13 protein-coding genes are annotated in these 16,761 nt (G+C 74.4%); 5 read left to right on the top strand and 8 right to left on the bottom strand.

The window, feature by feature from the left end:
* Nucleotides 1-53 precede the first annotated feature (53 nt).
* Nucleotides 54-2,921, bottom strand: coding sequence for a putative bifunctional diguanylate cyclase/phosphodiesterase (locus tag ACNJ93_RS22865; protein WP_418959297.1), 2,868 nt, complete (start codon nt 2,919-2,921; stop codon nt 54-56).
* 335 nt (nt 2,922-3,256) lie between these two features.
* Nucleotides 3,257-4,192: a 2-hydroxyacid dehydrogenase gene (locus ACNJ93_RS22860; protein WP_418959296.1), complete on the bottom strand. Its 936-nt coding sequence runs from the start codon at nt 4,190-4,192 to the stop codon at nt 3,257-3,259.
* Nucleotides 4,193-4,294: 102 nt separating this feature from the next.
* Here ACNJ93_RS22860 and ACNJ93_RS22855 point away from each other — a divergent pair, with 102 nt between their 5' ends.
* The 3 genes from ACNJ93_RS22855 to ACNJ93_RS22845 all read left to right on the top strand — a co-directional run bounded on the left by ACNJ93_RS22855 (nt 4,295) and on the right by ACNJ93_RS22845 (nt 6,871).
* Nucleotides 4,295-5,305 (top strand): aldo/keto reductase, encoded by a 1,011-nt coding sequence (locus ACNJ93_RS22855; RefSeq protein WP_418959295.1) that lies wholly within the window; start codon nt 4,295-4,297, stop codon nt 5,303-5,305.
* A gap of 147 nt (nt 5,306-5,452) precedes the next feature.
* Nucleotides 5,453-6,610 (top strand): PQQ-dependent sugar dehydrogenase, encoded by a 1,158-nt coding sequence (locus tag ACNJ93_RS22850; protein ID WP_418959294.1) that lies wholly within the window; start codon nt 5,453-5,455, stop codon nt 6,608-6,610.
* Between the two features lie 3 nt (nt 6,611-6,613).
* Nucleotides 6,614-6,871 (top strand): DUF6191 domain-containing protein, encoded by a 258-nt coding sequence (locus tag ACNJ93_RS22845; RefSeq protein WP_418959293.1) that lies wholly within the window; start codon nt 6,614-6,616, stop codon nt 6,869-6,871.
* 27 nt (nt 6,872-6,898) lie between these two features.
* Here the strand turns inward: ACNJ93_RS22845 and sigJ are convergent, their stop codons facing one another.
* Nucleotides 6,899-7,843, bottom strand: coding sequence for an RNA polymerase sigma factor SigJ (gene sigJ / locus ACNJ93_RS22840; protein ID WP_418959292.1), 945 nt, complete (start codon nt 7,841-7,843; stop codon nt 6,899-6,901).
* Nucleotides 7,844-8,013: 170 nt separating this feature from the next.
* Here sigJ and ACNJ93_RS22835 point away from each other — a divergent pair, with 170 nt between their 5' ends.
* Nucleotides 8,014-9,075 carry an LUD domain-containing protein gene (locus ACNJ93_RS22835; protein ID WP_418959291.1) on the top strand — a complete coding sequence of 354 codons (1,062 nt, stop codon included), beginning with the start codon at nt 8,014-8,016 and terminating at the stop codon, nt 9,073-9,075.
* A gap of 65 nt (nt 9,076-9,140) precedes the next feature.
* On the opposite strand, the gene ACNJ93_RS22830 is transcribed toward ACNJ93_RS22835, so the two are convergent.
* The 3 genes from ACNJ93_RS22830 to ACNJ93_RS22820 form a co-directional block, all read right to left on the bottom strand.
* The gene (locus ACNJ93_RS22830) at nt 9,141-12,152 is read right to left on the bottom strand and encodes a helix-turn-helix transcriptional regulator (protein ID WP_418961496.1); all 3,012 of its coding nucleotides are present in this window, start codon (nt 12,150-12,152) and stop codon (nt 9,141-9,143) included.
* A 35-nt stretch (nt 12,153-12,187) separates the two neighbouring features.
* A complete protein-coding gene (locus ACNJ93_RS22825; protein ID WP_418959290.1) occupies nt 12,188-12,355 on the bottom strand; it encodes a hypothetical protein in 168 nt (55 codons plus the stop codon).
* A 162-nt stretch (nt 12,356-12,517) separates the two neighbouring features.
* On the bottom strand, nt 12,518-13,354 hold the full coding sequence (locus ACNJ93_RS22820) for a DUF3592 domain-containing protein (RefSeq protein ID WP_418959289.1): 837 nt from the start codon (nt 13,352-13,354) through the stop codon (nt 12,518-12,520).
* A gap of 88 nt (nt 13,355-13,442) precedes the next feature.
* Between ACNJ93_RS22820 and ACNJ93_RS22815 the strand changes: the two genes are divergently transcribed.
* Complete coding sequence (locus tag ACNJ93_RS22815; RefSeq protein WP_418959288.1) at nt 13,443-13,892, top strand: hypothetical protein; 450 nt, start codon at nt 13,443-13,445, stop codon at nt 13,890-13,892.
* Nucleotides 13,893-13,909: 17 nt separating this feature from the next.
* Here ACNJ93_RS22815 and ACNJ93_RS22810 read toward each other — a convergent pair whose 3' ends face one another.
* Nucleotides 13,910-14,467, bottom strand: coding sequence for a GNAT family N-acetyltransferase (locus tag ACNJ93_RS22810; RefSeq protein ID WP_418959287.1), 558 nt, complete (start codon nt 14,465-14,467; stop codon nt 13,910-13,912).
* Nucleotides 14,445-16,712, bottom strand: coding sequence for an MMPL family transporter (locus ACNJ93_RS22805; protein ID WP_418959286.1), 2,268 nt, complete (start codon nt 16,710-16,712; stop codon nt 14,445-14,447). The genes ACNJ93_RS22810 and ACNJ93_RS22805 overlap by 23 nt, the downstream gene beginning before the upstream one ends.
* Nucleotides 16,713-16,761 lie beyond the last annotated feature (49 nt).

Raw genomic sequence — 16,761 nt, 5'->3', positions numbered from 1 at the left:
ACGAGAATTCGGGTGCGCATGGCACTGACCCTCCCCCCGACGCGCCGTCACTGTCAAGTGGGTGGGACAGGCGTCTCAGTATGTGAGCGGATCGGGGGACGGCCGGTGGTACGGATCCGGCCGGTCAGGGCGGGTACGCCGCCGGGTACCGGATAGTCGTCCCGGACGAGAGCGCGGCGCAAGCGGTATTCGTCGAGCGGCCCGGAGAAGGCCATCCCCTGGCCGTGGGTGCAGCCCATCGCGCGCAGCGCCAGCACCTGCTCGGGGACGTCCACGCCGTCGGCGACGGACTGCATGCCGAGGTCGCAGGCGATCCGGAGCAGGCCGGCGGTGATCTTGCGCAGCCGGGCGGACTCGACGACGCCCTCGACCAGTCCCCTGTCCAGTTTCAGTACGTCGACAGGGAGCCGGCGCAGCGCGTTGATGGCCGCGTAGCCGCTGCCGAAGCCGTCCAGGGAGATCCTCACGCCGAGCCGGCGCAGGGCGAGCAGCCGCTGCTCCAGCTCGTCGAAGGAGATCCGCGGATCACTGTCGGCGAGCTCGATGATCAGCGCCCCGGAGGGCAGCTCGTGCCTGGTCAGCAGGGCTTCGACGGAGCCGAGCGGGAGCGACTTGTCGAGCAGCCGGCGGGCGGGCAGCCGGATGGACACGGGCGTGCGGTGGCCGAGGCGGGCACGTTCGGCGGCCTGCTCGACGGCCTCCTCCAGGAGCCAGCGGCCGAGCTCGGCGGTGCGGTCGGTGTCGTCGGAGACCCGCAGGAATTCGGCCGGGGTGAACAGGATGCCCTGGGCGGAGCGCCAACGGGCCTGGGCGGCGACGGCGGCGATCCGGCCGGTGGAGAGGTCGACCACGGGCTGGTGCAGCAGGACGAACTCGCCCTCGAGCAGGGCGCTGCGCAGCCGGGCGGCGAGCTCGGTGCGGCGGACGACCTCGGCCTGCATCTGCGGCGCGTAGAGCTCGACGCGGTCCTTGCCGCCGGCCTTGGCGCGGTACATCGCGAGGTCGGCGTTGCGCAGGAGGTCGCCGGCGGTGATGCCGGGCTCGGCGAAGGCGACGCCGATGGAGGCGGCGACGCGCACCTCGGCGCCCTCGACGCGGTACGGCTGGGAGAGCGTGAGCCGGAGCCGGTCGGCGATCTCGTGGACCTGGTACTCGCGGGCGGACTGGTCGCGGACGCCGTCGCCGACGATGAGCGCGGCGAACTCGTCGCCGCCGAGCCGGGCGGCGGTGTCGCCGGCGCGCACGGACTCCTGGAGGCGGCGGGCGGCCTGGATGAGCAGTTCGTCGCCGGCCTGGTGGCCGAGGCGGTCGTTGACGCCCTTGAAGCCGTCGAGGTCGATGAAGAGCACGGCCGTGCCCGAGTCGCCGGCCCGGCGTCCGGTGAGCGCCTTGCGGACCCGTTCGGTGAACAGGGCCCGGTTGGGCAGGTCGGTGAGCGGGTCGTGCTCGGCGTTGTGCCGCAACTGGGCCTGGAGCCGGACCCGTTCGGTCACGTCGCGGCTGTTGAAGATCAGGCCGCCCTGGTGGCGGTTGACGGTGGACTCGACGTTGAGCCAGTCGCCGCGGCCGGAGCGGAAGCGGCACTCGATGCGGGTGGTGGGCTCGTCGGCGGGCGAGGCGGCGAGGAAGCGCCGTACCTCGTGGACGACGGCCCCGAGGTCGTCGGGGTGGATCAGGGCGGCCAGTTCGGTGCCGATCAGCTCGTCGGCGTCGCGCCCGTAGACGCCGGAGGCGGCGGGGCTCACGTAGCGGAGTATGCCGCTCGGCGCGGCGATCATGATGACGTCGCTGGAGCCCTGCACCAGGGACCTGAAGTGGTTCTCCTTCTGGGCCAGTTCGTGGGTGAGGGCGATGTTGTCGAGGAGCATGATGCCCTGCCGGACGACGAGGGCGAGCACGACGGTGCAGCCGGTGAAGACGACCACGCGGTCCACTCTGCGTCCCTCGACGACGTTGTACAGGATCCCCAGGGTGCACACAGCCGCGGCCAGGTACGGCGTGAGGGCGGCGAGCGAGCCGGCGACGGGGCGGCTCCGGTCGCGCGGCGGCCTCGGCGGCGCGGCGGCCTCGGCGGTCCGGCGCACGCCCCAGGGCGCGTAGGCGAGGAGCAGCGAGCCGGCGAACCAGCCGGCGTCGAGCAGCTGGCCGGAGCGGTAGCTCTCGCGCAGCAGCGGGGAGGTGAACAGGGCGTCGCACAGCACGGTGAGGGCCAGGGCGGCGATCGCGGTGTTGGTGGCCGAGCGGTTGGCGTTGGACCGGCGGAAGTGCAGGGCCAGGACCATGCTGACAAGCACGATGTCGAGCAGCGGGTAGGCCAGCGAGAGGGCGGCCTGGGCGACGCTCTCGCCCTGGAAGTGCGTGGTGTGGGCGAGGGCGAGGCTCCAGGAGAGCGTCAGCAGCGAGCCGCCGATGAGCCAGGCGTCGAGCGCGAGGCAGACCCAGCCGGCCCGCGTGACGGGCTTCTTGGCGAGGACGAGCAGTCCGACGATCGCGGGCGGCGCGAAGAGCAGGAAGAACAGGTCGGCCAGGGACCGGCCGGGCACGTCCTGGCCGAGGACGACCTCGTACCACCCCCAGACCGCGTTGCCGCAGGCGGCCATGGCGGAGGAGAAGGCGAAGAGCAGCCAGGCGGGCCGGAAGCGGATGTCGCGCAGGAGCCCGTAGAGGAAGCAGGAGACCGCGGCCGCGAGGGCGGCGGCGCTGAGCCCGAAGTCCCCCATGACCAGGGCCAGTTGCGGCGAGCCCCAGCCGACGGCGGCGCCGGTGGCGTAGCCCGCGCAGGTCAGCGCGAGGGTGAGCTGGGCGCCGAGGGTGCGCCCCGCGCCGGGCGGGACGTCCGGCCGGCGCGCGGGGCCTTCGCCGTCGCCGACGCCCTTGCGGGCGGGGCGGCGGCCGAGGAGCGCCGCCCCCGGGGCACTCATCGCCGGCCTCCGGCGGGCGGGGCCGGGAGCGGCCGCGGCTTCGTGCGCCGCCCCGGGGCGCGGGAGGGTCGCCGACGGCGGCCCCGCCGCGTCGGATCGTCGGTCCTTCGGCCGTGCATCACCCGTCGCCCCCCTCGGAATCTGATGACCCGTCACGTCACTCCCCGGCGTCATGTCCGTGCTCGACGCAGTCCCCCGCTCGGGACGATACACCAGGATCGTCACTCAGGGACAGGGGTGATCTACTCTCCGTGACGATCAACTGATCGTCGGCACACCGCGCACACGCGCGCTTCCGCAGCGTGTCCGCCGGGTGCCGGCCGACGGCCCGCGCCTCAGGTCGTCAGCACCACGTTGACGAGCTCCTCGCCGGCCGCGAAGCGGTTCAGCTGTCCGGCGATCAGCCGCTTGGCGCGCGGCATGAACGCCGAGGTGGAGCCCCCCACGTGCGGGGTGACCAGGACACCGGGAGCGTGCCACAGGGGATGGCCGGGCGGCAGCGGTTCGGGGTCGGTGACGTCGAGCGCCGCCGTGATGCGCCCGCTCTCCAGTTCGGCGAGCAGCGCCTTCGTGTCCACCACCGGGCCGCGCGCCACGTTCACCAGGAGCGCCCCGTCCTTCATCCGGGCCAGGAAGCCGGCGTCGGCGAGATGCCTGGTCTGCGGGGTGAGCGGGGTGGAGAGCACCACCACGTCCGCCTCGGGCAGCAGGGCGGGCAGGTCGGTGAGCGCGTGCACGGGGCCGCGCTCCGTGGCGCGGGCGGAGCGCGCGACGCGCGCCACCCGCGCGCATTCGAACGGCGCGAGCCGGTCCTCGATGGCCGCGCCGATGGAGCCGTAGCCGACGATCAGCACGGACTTGTCGGCCAGCGCCGGGTAGAAGCCGGCCCGCCACTCCTCGGCGTCCTGGCCGCGCACGAAGCCGGGCAGGCCGCGCAGGGAGGCGAGGACGAGGGCGAGCGTCAACTCGGCCGTACTGGCCTCGTGGACGCCCTTGGCGTTGCACAGGCGCACGCCGGGGCGGAGGTCGCCGAGGCCCGGTGTGACGTGGTCGATGCCGGCGGACAGGGTCTGCACCACCCGCACCGAGGTCATCGCGGCGAGCGGACGCACGGCGATCTCGGTGCCCTTCATGTAGGGCACCACGTAGTAGGCGCAGTCCGCCGGGTCGCCGGGGAACTCGGGGCCGCCGTCCCAGTGCAGATAGCGCAGACCCGACGCGCCCGGGTCGGGCAGTCCGTCGATCTCGTCCGCCGGGATCGGAAGCCACACGTCAGTGGTTGTGCCGTCAACTCTCATGCCCGGGAGGCTATGCGAAGAATCCGGGAGGTCATTGGTTACTTTGGGGAGCGGCACAGGGAGGGGTACCGGCACGTGGAGCGCAGGACAATCGGGGCGACGGCGCTCGAAGTGGGTGCGATCGGCCTCGGCTGCATGCCGATGAGCTGGGCGTACAGCAGCTCTCAGCAGCGCGGCGACCGTTCGCTGCGGACGGTGCACACGGCGCTCGACGCCGGGGCGAACCTGCTCGACACGGCCGACATGTACGGGCCGTTCACCAACGAACTGCTGATCGGACGGGTCCTGAAGGAGCGTCGGGCGGACGCGTTCGTCTCGACGAAGGTCGGCCTCCTCGTCGGCGAGGGCCATGTCGTCGCCAACGGCCGCCCCGGGTACGTGCGCAGGGCCTGCGACGCCTCGCTGCGGCGGCTGCAGACCGAGGTGATCGACCTGTACCAACTGCACCGGCCCGACCCGGAGGTGCCGGTCGAGGAGACCTGGGGCGCGATGGCCGAACTCGTCGCCGCGGGCAAGGTGCGGGCGCTCGGGTGGTGCGCGATGGGCGCGCGGGCGCGCCGGCGCGGGAGCGGGGACGCGCGGCCGGATCCGTACGAGGGAACGATCCGTCAGCTCGAACGCGTGCAACAGGTGTTCCCGGTGAGCGCGGTGCAGGCGGAGCTGTCGGTGTGGTCGCCGGAGGCGCTGGAGCGGCTGCTGCCGTGGTGCGCGTCGCGCGGGGTGGGCTTCCTGGCGGGGATGCCGCTCGGGAACGGCTTCCTGACCGGCACGCTGACGCCGGGCGGCGGCTTCGAGCCGGACGACCCGCGGGCCCGGCACCCCCGTTTCACGGCGGAGATGATGGCCGCGAACCAGCCGCTGGTGGCGGGCCTGCGCCGGGTGGCGGCCCGGCACGGCGAGCAGGTCACCGCGGCGCAGGTGGCGCTGGCCTGGACGCTGACGACGGGGCGGCACGTGGTCCCGGTGCCGGGCACGAAGCGGGAGCGGTGGGCGCTGGAGAACGCCCGCGCGGCGGAGCTGGCCCTGACGGAGGAGGACCTCCGTGAGATCGCGGCCCTGCCGGGCGCCCGGGGCTCCTGGGACTGAGCGGCGGTCTCCCTTCCGGGGGCGGGGTCCCGTCCCGTCCGGGGGAATTCGGGCGGGCCGGGAACCTGGGCGGGGCGCGGGGTGTTTCCCAGACGTGGGGCACCGGGCGGCCGGGGTGGCCGGTCCGTCGAGGAAGGGGTCGGAACCATGCGACGACGTGCCGGGACGGCCGTGGGGGCCGGACTGCTGCTGGTGCTGGTGACGGGCTGCTCGTCGGACGGGGGCGGGGCGGCCCCGGCGGACACCACGAGCGGCGGCCCGTCGCGTACGGCGACGTCGCCCGCGGCGCCGTCCGGCTCCGCGCCGCCCGCGAAGGGCTCGGTGCGGGTGGCGGCCACGGTCGCCGAGGACCTGAAGTCGCCGTGGGGGCTGGCGGCGCTGCCGGACGGGGACCTGCTGGTCTCCTCGCGCGACGAGGGGACGATCACCCGGGTCGACACGGGGACGGGGAAGCGGACGGCGCTCGGCTCGGTGCCGGGGGTCGCCCCGGGCGGGGAGGGCGGGCTGATGGGCCTCGCGCTCTCGCCGGACTTCGCGCAGGACCGCCAGGTGTACGCGTACTTCACCACCGAGTCGGACAACCGGATCGCCCGGCTGCGGTACGACGAGACGAAGCCCGCCGGCCAGCAGCTCGGCGCGCCGGACACGGTGCTGCGGGGCATCCCGAAGGGCGTGGTGCACAACGGCGGGCGGATCGCCTTCGGCCCGGACGGGATGCTGTACGCGGGCACGGGCGAGACGGGCGACACGGGCCTGGCCCAGGACCGCGGCTCGCTGGGCGGCAAGATCCTGCGGATGACGCCGGACGGCCGGCCCGCGCCGGGCAACCCGTCGGCGGACTCGGTCGTGTACTCCTGGGGCCACCGCAATGTGCAGGGGCTCGCCTGGGACGGGGCGAAGCGGCTGTGGGCGGCGGAGTTCGGCCAGAACACCTGGGACGAGCTGAACCTCGTGCGGCCGGGGAAGAACTACGGCTGGCCCGAGGTCGAGGGCAGGGGGAACAGAGCCGGCTTCGTGGATCCGGTGGCCCAGTGGCGTACGGACGAGGCCTCGCCGAGCGGCATCGCGTACGCGCAGGGCTCGATCTGGATGGCGGGCCTGCGGGGTGAACGCCTGTGGCGCATCCCGCTCGCGGGCGAGGCGCCCTCGGCGCCGCCCCAGGCGTTCCTGCGCGGGGAACACGGCCGGCTGCGCACGGTCCTGGCGACCGGCGGCGACGGCCTGCTGTTGGTCACCAGCGAGACCGACGGCCGGGGCAGCCCGGGGTCGGGCGACGACCGGATCCTGCGACTGGAGGTGCGGTAGCGGATGTTCGGCGGACTGGACGAACTCTTCGCCCCCGGCCGGCGCCACCAGGAGGAGGAGCGCCGCCGCCTCGCCCTGACCCGCGACTCCCCCGGCGACACGGACCCGGCCCGAGGCCCGGTGGACCTCGCCTCGGGCCACGTCACGATACGCGTCCCCCGCACCGCGGAGGCCGGGCCTGCCCCGGACGGAGAGACGGCGGAGGAGGGCGGCTCCCCGGACGGGGAGACGGCCGAGGAGGGCGGCGGCGCCCACGGGTGACCCGGTCGGGCGTCGGCGGACCGCCGCTCAGGCGGACTGCCAGAGGCGGAGTTTTTCGGGGTTTCGGACGGCCCAGATGTGTCTGATCCGGTCGCCGGCGAACTCGAAGGCGAAGACGGTCGCCAGGGTGCCGTCCAGCTCCGTCACCAGGCCCGGCAGGCCGTTCACCGTGCACTCGCGGAACGTGGCGCGCTCGCCCCGCGCCCGGGCGATCTCCGCGTAGGCGTGCGCGATCCGCTCCGCGCCCACGAGCGGCTCCAGGTGGGTGACGGCCAGCCCGCCGCCGTCGGCGACGGCCACGGCGTCGGGGTCGAGCAGGCCGATCAGGGCCTCGATGTCCTGGGCCTCCCAGGCCGTCCGGAACCGGCGGACGACGCCGGCCCGGTCCCCGCCCGGCCCGGCCGGGCTCCGCGCGGCGCGGACGCGCCGGCGGGCGGACGAGGCCAGCTGGCGGCAGGCCGCCGGGCTGCGGCCGACGATCCCGGCGATCTCGCCGAACGGGTAGCGGAAGACGTCGTGCAGGACGAACGCGACCCGCTCCGCCGGCGTCATCGCGTCCAGGACGACCAGGAACGCCATCGTCACCGACTCGTCGAGGGTGACCCGGTCGGCCGGGTCGGCCCCGCCGGGGCCGGAGCGCCCGCTGATCCACTCCGTGGGTTCCGGCAGCGGTTCCGGGATCCACTCGCCCACGTACGTCTCGCGACGGACCCGCGCCGAGCGCAGCTGGTTCAGGCAGAGGCGGCCGGCGACCGTCGTCAGCCAGGCGCCGGGCGACTCGATGGCCCGCTGCTCCCGCTCGGACATCGCGTACCAGCGCGCGTAGGTCTCCTGCACGACGTCCTCGGCGTCGGCGAGGGAACCGAGGAGCCGGTAGCCGAGGTCGATCAGCCGGCGCCGCTCGCCCATGATCGCGCCGAGGCCCGGTTCGCTCCGGACGCGGACGCCGGCCCGCTCGCCTGTGGTGGTCATGGTCCGGACGTCTCCCTCTCTCGTTTCCGTGCCCTCTCTCCTGTCGACAACGCAGCGCCCCGGAATGTGAGGCCGCCGGGGCCGACGGGCCGCCTCACATTCCGGGGCGCTGCGTTGTCGTAACGGTGTCGGACCGCCGAGGGCGACGACACGACGGAGAGAGGATTCCCATGAGCGACTTCCAGGCCATCGCGGACCGCGTCGAGATCGAGGCGCTGCGCGGCGAGTTCACCGACGCGGTGATGATGCGCGACCGGCCCCGGCTGGCCTCGCTGTTCACCGAGGACGGGGTGCTGCGGATGCCTCACATCCCCGTCGAGCAGATCGGCCGCGACGAGATCCTCGCCGGGGGCGAACTGCTGCAGAGCCAGTGGGACTTCTTCGTACAGAACACGCACCCCGGCTCGATCCGGCTCGACGGCGACACCGCGGCCGGCCGCGCCCACGTCCAGGAGCTCGCCCGGACCCTCGACGGGCGCGAGGGCATGAACTTCGCGGTCTACCACGACCGTTACCGGCGCACCGAGGAGGGCTGGAAGTTCGCCGAGCGGGTGTACGAGGTCCGGTACCTCGACACCTCCCCGCTGGCGGGCTCGGCGCCCCGCGCCGCGGAGGCCCCGGCCGTGTCCTTCGCCGACCCGGTATCGGACGAACGGCTGGAGCGGACGGCCGACGCGCTGCGCGCCCACGGCTTCGCCGTCGAGATCCTCGACGACGCCGCGGAGGCCCGGGTCCGCGTCAAGGACCTGATCCCCGAGGGCGTCAGCGTGCTCACCGGGGCCAGCGAGACGCTCCGGCTGTCCGGCATCGACGAGGACATCAACGCGAGCGGCCGGTACGACGCCGTCAAGCCGATCCTGTTCACCCTGGACCGGGTCACCGAGGCCGACGCGTTCCGCCGGCTGCTCGCGAGTCCCGACTACGTCGTCAACAGCGTCGCCGCGGTCACCGAGACCGGCTCGCTCGTCCTCGCCTCGGGCAGCGGCAGCCAGCTCCCCGCGAACGCGGGCGGCGCTGCCCACGCGGTGTGGATCGTCGGCGCGCAGAAGGTGGTGCCGGACCTGACCACGGCCCTGCGGCGCATCGAGGAGCACGCCCTCCCGCTGGAGACCGTGCGGGCCCGGGCGGCGTACGGGGTGGACAGCGCCGTCAACCGCCTGCTCGTTCTCAACGCCGAGCCGCGGCCGGGGCGCGGCACGGTGCTGCTGCTGCGCGAGGCCATCGGCTACTGACACGGCGCGCGCGGTCCGTGCGGGCGCCGGACGGGCGCGCGGGAGCCGTGCGCGCCGCCGGCGGGTCACGGCTGCGGGACCGGTTCCAGCAGCCGCAGCCGGTGGGCCAGCGCCGCGGCCTCGCCCCGGGTGGCGACGCCCAGCTTGGCGAGGATGTTGGAGACGTGGACGCTGGCCGTCTTCGGGGAGATGAAGAGCTCCTCGGCGATCTGGCGGTTGGTGCGGCCGGCCGCGACGAGGTTCAGCACGTCCTGTTCCCGGGGCGTCAGTCCGAAGCCCTCGTCGGCCGGTTCCGGGCCCGCGGGGACCGGGGCGGTGAGCGACAGCCGGGCCCGGGCGGCCAGGAGTTCCAGCTCCTCGCGCAGCGGGCGGGCCCCGAGGCGTACCGCGGCGGCGTGGGCGGCGCGCAGCAGCTCGCCCGCCTCCTCGCGGCGGCCGCCCTCGGCGAGCAGCGCGTCGGCGAGGCGGTGCCGGGCGCGGGCGACCGGGTACGGGGCGGCCAGGGTGCCGTACGCCGCCACGACCTCGGCCCAGCGCCCGGTGTCGTCGCCCTTGCGGGCCCGCGCGAGTTCGGCGGCGACGTGCAGGGAGTACGCCTGCCAGAGCGGGGCCGGGGCGGCGACCCGGCGGGCGAGCAGGGCGATCCGTTCCAGCGCCCCGGCGCGGCCCTCCTCCGCGGCCGGCAGCCCCAGCGCGTCCGCCTCGGCCGCCGCCGCGGCGAGCAGCAGCGGCCAGACGTAGCGGTGCTTGCCGGTCACCAGCGCGTCGTCCGCCGCGCCGGCCAGGACCGCGCGGGCGTCGGCCGTCCGGCCCTCGGCGACCGCCACCAGCACCTCGACCTCGGCCATCGGCAGCGTGTACTGGGCCATCGGGTCCTTGCGGCCCAGGCACTCGCGGGCCGCGGCGACGTGCTCGCGCGCGGCCGCCGGATCGCCGCGCAGCACGGCCACCTGGGCGAGCCGCAGCGCGGCGGCGCCGCGCGGCTTGGCGCTCTGCGTGGACCGCCACACCGACCGGGCGTGGTCCCGCGCCGCCTTCCACTCCCCCAGCGTCACCAGCGAGTCGACCAGGTTGGCCCGGATCCAGCCCTCGCTGTCGCGCAGTCCGTGCGCGACGGCCACGGCGATGCCCGCCTCGCAGACCTCGACCGAGTCCTGGGACCGGCCGAGGTCCTCCAGGCAGGACCCGAGGTTCACCCGGGCCCGCATGACCTCCGCCATCAGCCCCGCGGCGGCCGAGCGGTCGAGGACCTCCCGCATCTCGGCGAGCCCGGTCTCCACGTCCCCCGCCGCGACGAGCAGCGAGCCGCGGGTCAGCCGGGCCTTGAGGGCGATCGGCTCGTCGCCGACCAGCCGCGCGTACTCGACGGCCCGCTCGGCCGTCTCCAGGCTCTCCGGCCCCGGCCGGCGGACCATGCCCCAGCCGGCGGCGATGGCGAGCACATAGGCGTGCACCGGCGAGGGCGGCAGTCCGCGCACCAGTTCCTGCGCCTTCGCGATCTCCGCCCAGCCGTTCCCGCGACCGACCGAGGAGACCATCCGGGAGCGCTCGGCCCAGAACCAGGCCGCGCGCAGGGCGTCGGCGTCCTCCTCCAGCATGCGCAGCGCCATCTTGACGAATTTCAGGGCGCGTTCGCGCTCCCCGCAGAGCCGGGCGGCGACGGCGGCCTCGGCGAGCAGGTCGAGGTGGCTCAGCGGGGTGCAGTGGGGTTCGCAGCCGCAGGACGGGTACGCCTCGGCGTAGTCGAGGGGCCGCAGGGTGTGCCGTACCTCGTCGGGGACCTCGTCCCAGAGTTCCATGGCGCGTTCGAGGAGCTGCAGCTGCTCGGCGTACGCGTACCGCTTGCGGGCGTCGACGGAGGCGCGGAGCACCGCGGGCAGCGCCTTCACGGCGTCGTGCGCGTGGTACCAGTACGAGGCGAGCCGGGTGGCCCGCTCGTCGGCGCGGACGAGACCGGGCTCGGCCTCCAGGGCTTCGGCGTAGCGGCGGTTGAGCCGGGAGCGCTCGCCGGGCAGCAGGTCGTCGCTGACGGCCTCGCGGACCAGGGAGTGCCGGAAGCGGTAGCCGTCGCCGTCGGGGGTGGCGAGCAGGATGTTCGCGCCGACGGCCGCCCGCAGCGCCTCGATCAGGTCGTCCTCGGGGAGCCGGGCGACGGCGGCGAGCAGGTCGTACTCGACGGTGGAGCCGCCCTCGGCGACGATCCGGGCGACCCGCTGGGCGGTCTCGGGCAGGGTCTCGACCCGGACGAGGAGGACGTCGCGCAGGGACTCGCTGAGCTCGCAGCCGCAGGAGTGGGAGGTGATCAGCTCCTCGACGAAGAAGGCGTTGCCGTCGGAGCGGGCGTAGACGGCCTCGACGGTGGCCGGTTCGGGTTCCGCCGCGAGGATCCCGGTGAGCTGGCGGTGCACCTCGGCGCGGGTGAACCGGGGCAGCTCGACGCGGCGGACGGTGCGCAGCCGGTCGAGTTCGGCGAGCAGGGGGCGCAGCGGGTGGCGGCGGTGGATGTCGTCGGAGCGGTAGGTGGCGACGACGACGAGACGGCCGCGGCTGAGGGTGCGGAAGAGGTACGAGAGCAGGTGCCGGGTGGAGGCGTCGGCCCAGTGCAGGTCCTCCAGGACGAGGACGACGGTCCGTTCGGCGGCCAGCCGCTCCAGGAGCCGGACGGTCAGCTCGAACAGCCGGGCGGTGCTGTCCTCGTGGGACGGGGCGTGGCCGACGTCGCCGAACTCGGGGAGGAGCCGGGCGAGTTCGGGTTCCTGGCCGGCGGCCGCGGCGGCGAGTTCGCCGGGCAGCGCGCGGCGCAGGGCGCGCAGGGCGGTGGAGAACGGGGCGAAGGGCAGGCCGTCCGCCCCGATCTCGACGCAGCCGCCGACGGCGACGACGGCGTCGGCGGCCCGCGCCGCGTCGAGGAACTCCTCGACGAGGCGGGTCTTTCCGACGCCCGCCTCGCCGCCGACGATCAGGGCCTGGGGCTCGCCGGCCGCGGCGGCGGCGAGCGCCTCGGTGAGCGCGGTGAGTTCGACGGCCCTGCCGACGAACACCGGACTGACTGACCTGGTCTCCACGTCGTCGAGCATCGCACAGCAGCCCGACTCCGCGCTCGTACGGGTGATCACGCGGCCGGTGCGAAGCGATGCCGGTCGGCGCTCACCCGCCCTTCGGGTTCCTGGTCGCCGGTGGAGCGGCGGGCGGCGCGGGCGGCCTCGTGGGCCAGGCGCTGCGCGGCGGCCTCCCGGACGAGGTCGGCGTGCTGGATGCGGTGCAGTTCGTACGCGAACATCGGGTTCTCCCTGGGGTTTCGGCATCGCTCCTTGCGATGCCTCCACCTTCCCGGCCCAGAGGGGCGGGCCACATCGGGAGAGTGCCGGATGTTCCGCGTACGGGGGTCCTTAGGGCGCCGCCCCCCGGGACTTAGGACGCCCTCGCGCCATCCCCCGCGGCGTCAGCCCCGGAACGCGGGCAGGGCCAGGAGGCAGGCGCCGCAGAGGAAGAACGCCCCGACGCCCAGGAAGAACGAGAGGGGCCCCACCTCCTCCCTCACCCACTCCGGGCCCCGGCGGACGACCGCCCGCGCCGGGTCGCGCGGATCGTAGGCGACCTGGATGGAGCGGCCCCCGTTGCTGCCCCGGACGTAGCGGGTCACGCCGTCGGTGGCCACGTAGGCGTTGGTGGTGGTGCCGTGCCGGTAGACGTGCCGCCCGTCCACGGTGACGCCGTGGCGGAACAGGTACCACCGCCGCCACACCATGTGGATGCCCGGGGCGGCGTAGGTCGCGATGGCCACGCCGGGCATGGCGACCAGCAGGGTGGCGATGGCGCGGCTGGGGTCCTCGCCGACGGACCACACGAGCGCGGCGAGGAGCGCGACCAGGGCCGCGGCGGCGTACCCCCCGCGGATATACGCGGCCGGCGTCGCGTCGTCGTCCGGCAGTTCGCTCTCGTCGACGGCGACCCTCAGGCTGCGGGTGACGACGAGCGTGGCGCCGTCGACGGCCTCGTCGCCCGGACCGCGTGCGGGCAGCGCCGCGTTCACCGCGTCCGCGAAGATCACGGCGGCGGCCGCGCTCACGTCCTCGACCCGGTACACGGTCGGCGCGGCCCCGGCCGGCGCGGTCAGCTCGACGGCGAGCTGCCGCCTGTCCGCCCGGACCCGGGCGATCGCCGCGAAGGGGATGCGCAGCTCCTCGTCGGGGCGGCGCAGCGTCAGCACCTCGCCGTCGCCGCGGAGTTCGGTGTCCTGGTCACCGTGGAGCACGGGCAGGGGCGAGGTGATCGACATGCGCGTGATCGTACGGGCCGCCGTCCTGCCCGGTGAAGGGGGTGTGGGGGTTCCTGCAGGGTTTCGTGGTGCCGTACGGTTCGTCCCCATGGTGGTCATCGTCGTGCTCTCACTGTTCGCAATCGCCGGGCCGGTGGCCTGCGTCTTCGGCCTGGTGCTCACCAGGGTGCTGAGCGCGGAGCGGAAGCAGATGCGGGAGCTGGCCGAGTCCGGCGTCGAGACGCAGGCGGAGCTGGTGAGCCTGGTGCCGACGAGCACTCCCGGCTCCGTGAACACCCTCTACGAGTTCAGGACCGCGGACGGCGAGCGCGGCACGCACAGCAGGTACGAGATCGCCGGCCCCGGGTTCGTGGTCGGCGACCCGTACCCCCTGGTCCATCACCCGAGCGACACGAAGATCGTGGTCATGGGGACGATGGCGAACGTCCGCAAGGAGCTGAGGTCCCGCGTCCGCGCCGTGCGCAGGATGCGGATGTTCTCCCTCTGCTCCTTCATGGCGGGCGCGCTGGCGTTCACGGGCATCCAGCTCTTCCCCTGACGCCGCTCCCCGCCGCGTCAGTCGGACTTGCGGGCCGCCCGCCACTCCGGGGCGAGTACCGACCAGACCTCGATGTCGTGGCGCTTGCCGCGGTACGGGTAGCTCTCGCGCAGCACGCCGTCCTTCGTCATGCCGAGGCGCCGGGCGACGCCGACGCTGGCCTCGTTGCCGGCGGCGACGAGCCATTCGACGCGGTGGATGCCGCGCTCCTCGACCGCCCAGTCGATGATCACCCGGGCGGCACGGGTGACCAGGCCCTTGCCGACGGCGGCGGGTTCCAGCCAGCAGCCGGCCTCGGCGGTGCCGAGAGTCACGTCCATGGTGCGGAACAGGACACCGCCGACGAGGGTGCCGTCGGCCCAGATGCCGTAGATCCGGCCGGTGTCGGACGCGGCCTTGTCGGCGTAGGCGCGCAGGAAGGCGCGGGCCGCGTCGAGGTCCTTGTTGGCGTCCGCCAGCGCGATGTACCGGCCGATGAACTCGCGGCCCCGGTCCATGTGGGCGAGGAACTCCTCCGCCCGCCACGGCTCCAGGGGCCGCAGTTCGGCGTCGTCACCCAGTCGTATCGCGAACATCGTCGTGCGTCTCCTCGGTCGCTGCCGTCACGCGCTGCGCGGGTATCCGCGCCGGCGTCTCCGCAGTGATCTTGGCACGACCGTCCGCCGCGGCGCGGCACTCCGGCGGTTCGATGCTGATCCGGGGCATCCGGCGGTCCAGCCAGCGGGGCAGCCACCAGTTCGCGCCGCCGAGCATGTGCATGAGCGCGGGCACGAGCAGGGTGCGCAGCACGAAGGCGTCGAGCGCGACGGCGGCGGCGAGCGCGATGCCGAACATCGCGACGACCCGGTCGCCGGAGAGCACGAAGGCGAGGAAGACGGAGATCATGATGACCGCCGCGGAGTTGATCACGCGGCTGGTCTCGGCGAGGCCGACGCGTACCGCGCGCCGGTTGTCGCCGGTCTCCAGCCACTCCTCGTACATCCGGCTCATCAGGAAGACCTGGTAGTCCATGGAGAGGCCGAACAGCACCGAGACCATGATCACCGGCAGGAAGGGCTCGATCGGCCCCGCGCTGCCGAGGCCGAGCAGCTCGCTGCCCCAGCCCCACTGGAAGACCGCCACGACGACGCCGAACGCGGCGGCGACGGCCATCACGTTCATCAGTGCGGCCTTCAGCGCGATCACGACGGAGCGGAAGGCGAGCAGGAGCAGCAGACAGCCGAGCGCCACGACGACGCCGACGAACAGCGGCAGCTTGCCGACGATGATCTCGGCGAAGTCGTCCATGGAGGCGGTGAAGCCGCCCACGTGGACCTCGAGCGAGGTGCCGGCCACGGTCTCGGGCACGACGTCGCCGCGGAGCCGGTCGACCAGCTCGCTGGTGGCCTCGGACTGCGGGCTCGTCTCCGGTACGACGGTGACCACGGCGGTGTCGCCGGTGCCGTTGTACGTCACCGGGGAGACCGAGGCGACGCCCTTGGTGGCGGCCAGCTTCGCGGGCAGTTCGCCCAGCGCCAGCCGGTCGTCGGCGCCGTCGATGCCGGCGACGAGGGTGAGCGGCCCGTTGACGCCCGGGCCGAAGCCCTCGGCGAGCAGGTCGTACGCCTGCCGGGTGGTGGAGCCGACGGGGTTGTTGCCCTGGTCGGAGCTGCCCAGGTGGAGCGTGAAGGCGGGCAGCGTCAGCACGGCCATCACGACGGCGGCGACCCCGCCCAGCAGCCGGGGGTGTCGCTCGACGAAGGCGGACCAGCGGGCGGCGAAGCCGGTGGGCAGCTCGGGCTCCGGGCCGTGCTCGGCGAGCCGTCGGCGCTCGCGGCGGCTGAGCGCGCGCGGCCCGATGAAGGACAGCAGCGCGGGCAGCAGGGTCACGGACGCGGCGACGGTGAGGACGACGGTCAGCGAGGCGGCGAGGGCGACGCCGTTGAGGAACCCGAGCCGCAGGATGAGCATGCCGAGCAGGGCGATGCAGACGGTCGCGCCGGCGAAGACCACGGCGCGGCCGGTGGTGGCCACGGCGTTCTCGGCGGCCTCCGCCACGCTCAGGCCGCGTTTCAGGCCCCTGCGGTGCCGGGTGACGATGAACAGCGCGTAGTCGATGCCGACGCCGAGACCGATGAGCATGCCGAGCATCGGGGCGAAGTCGGCCACGGTCATCACATGGCCGAGCAGCACGATCCCGCCGTACGCGATGCCGACGCTGACCAGGGCGGTCGCGATGGGCAGGGCGCTGGCGGCGAGCGAGCCGAAGGCGAGGAAGAGGACCACGGCCGCGACGGCGACGCCGACGGCCTCGGCCATGTGGCCGTCCTGCTTCTCGGTCTTCTTCACGGCCTCGCCGCCGAGCTCGACCCGCAGGCCGTCGCCCGCGGCCTCCTTCGCGGTGTCGACGAGCGCCTGCGCCTGGGCCTGGGTGACGTCGCCCGCCGCCTCGCGGAAGGTGACGGTGGCGTACGCCGTACGCCCGTCCTCGCTGATCTGCGCCTGGCCGGCGGGGCCGTCGTACGGGCCGGTGACGGAGGAGACGCCGGGCAGCCCGGCGACCTCGTCGAGCATGGCGGTCACGCGCTGCTCGACCGCCACGGCCCGCACGGAGCCGCGGTCGGTGTGCCAGACGACGGTGTCGCTGTCGCCGCCGGAGCCGGGGAAGCCCCGTTCCAGCAGGGCGGTGGCGCGGCCGGACTCGGTGCCGGGGACCTCGTAGTCGTTCGAGTACGCGCTGCCCGCGACCGCGGCGGCGGTCGTGACGCCGGCGAGGGCGGCGAGCCAGAGCAGGACGGCGAGGAGTCGGTGCTTGATGCACCACCGGGCGATGGCGGCCAAAGGACGTGCTCCCTGGTGGGGGTCTGGGGGAGGCCGAGCGATGGCCTGC

The sequence above is a fragment of the Streptomyces tritici genome, from assembly GCF_048500665.1.
Lineage (GTDB): Bacteria > Actinomycetota > Actinomycetes > Streptomycetales > Streptomycetaceae > Streptomyces > Streptomyces tritici.
The sequence above is the reverse complement of the archived record's forward strand: the minus strand, read 5'-3'. Positions and strand labels throughout refer to the sequence as shown.

Bases quoted from the DNA above. Each gene is read 5' to 3' on its own strand.
- ACNJ93_RS22865 (WP_418959297.1), bottom strand. From the start codon at position 2,921: ATGAGTGCCCCGGGGGCGGCGCTCCTCGGCCGCCGCCCCGCCCGCAAG.
- ACNJ93_RS22850 (WP_418959294.1), top strand. From the start codon at position 5,453: ATGCGACGACGTGCCGGGACGGCCGTGGGGGCCGGACTGCTGCTGGTG.
- ACNJ93_RS22845 (WP_418959293.1), top strand. From the start codon at position 6,614: ATGTTCGGCGGACTGGACGAACTCTTCGCCCCCGGCCGGCGCCACCAG.
- sigJ (WP_418959292.1), bottom strand. From the start codon at position 7,843: ATGACCACCACAGGCGAGCGGGCCGGCGTCCGCGTCCGGAGCGAACCG.
- ACNJ93_RS22835 (WP_418959291.1), top strand. From the start codon at position 8,014: ATGAGCGACTTCCAGGCCATCGCGGACCGCGTCGAGATCGAGGCGCTG.
- ACNJ93_RS22830 (WP_418961496.1), bottom strand. From the start codon at position 12,152: ATGCTCGACGACGTGGAGACCAGGTCAGTCAGTCCGGTGTTCGTCGGC.
- ACNJ93_RS22825 (WP_418959290.1), bottom strand. From the start codon at position 12,355: ATGTTCGCGTACGAACTGCACCGCATCCAGCACGCCGACCTCGTCCGG.
- ACNJ93_RS22820 (WP_418959289.1), bottom strand. From the start codon at position 13,354: ATGTCGATCACCTCGCCCCTGCCCGTGCTCCACGGTGACCAGGACACC.
- ACNJ93_RS22815 (WP_418959288.1), top strand. From the start codon at position 13,443: ATGGTGGTCATCGTCGTGCTCTCACTGTTCGCAATCGCCGGGCCGGTG.
- ACNJ93_RS22810 (WP_418959287.1), bottom strand. From the start codon at position 14,467: ATGTTCGCGATACGACTGGGTGACGACGCCGAACTGCGGCCCCTGGAG.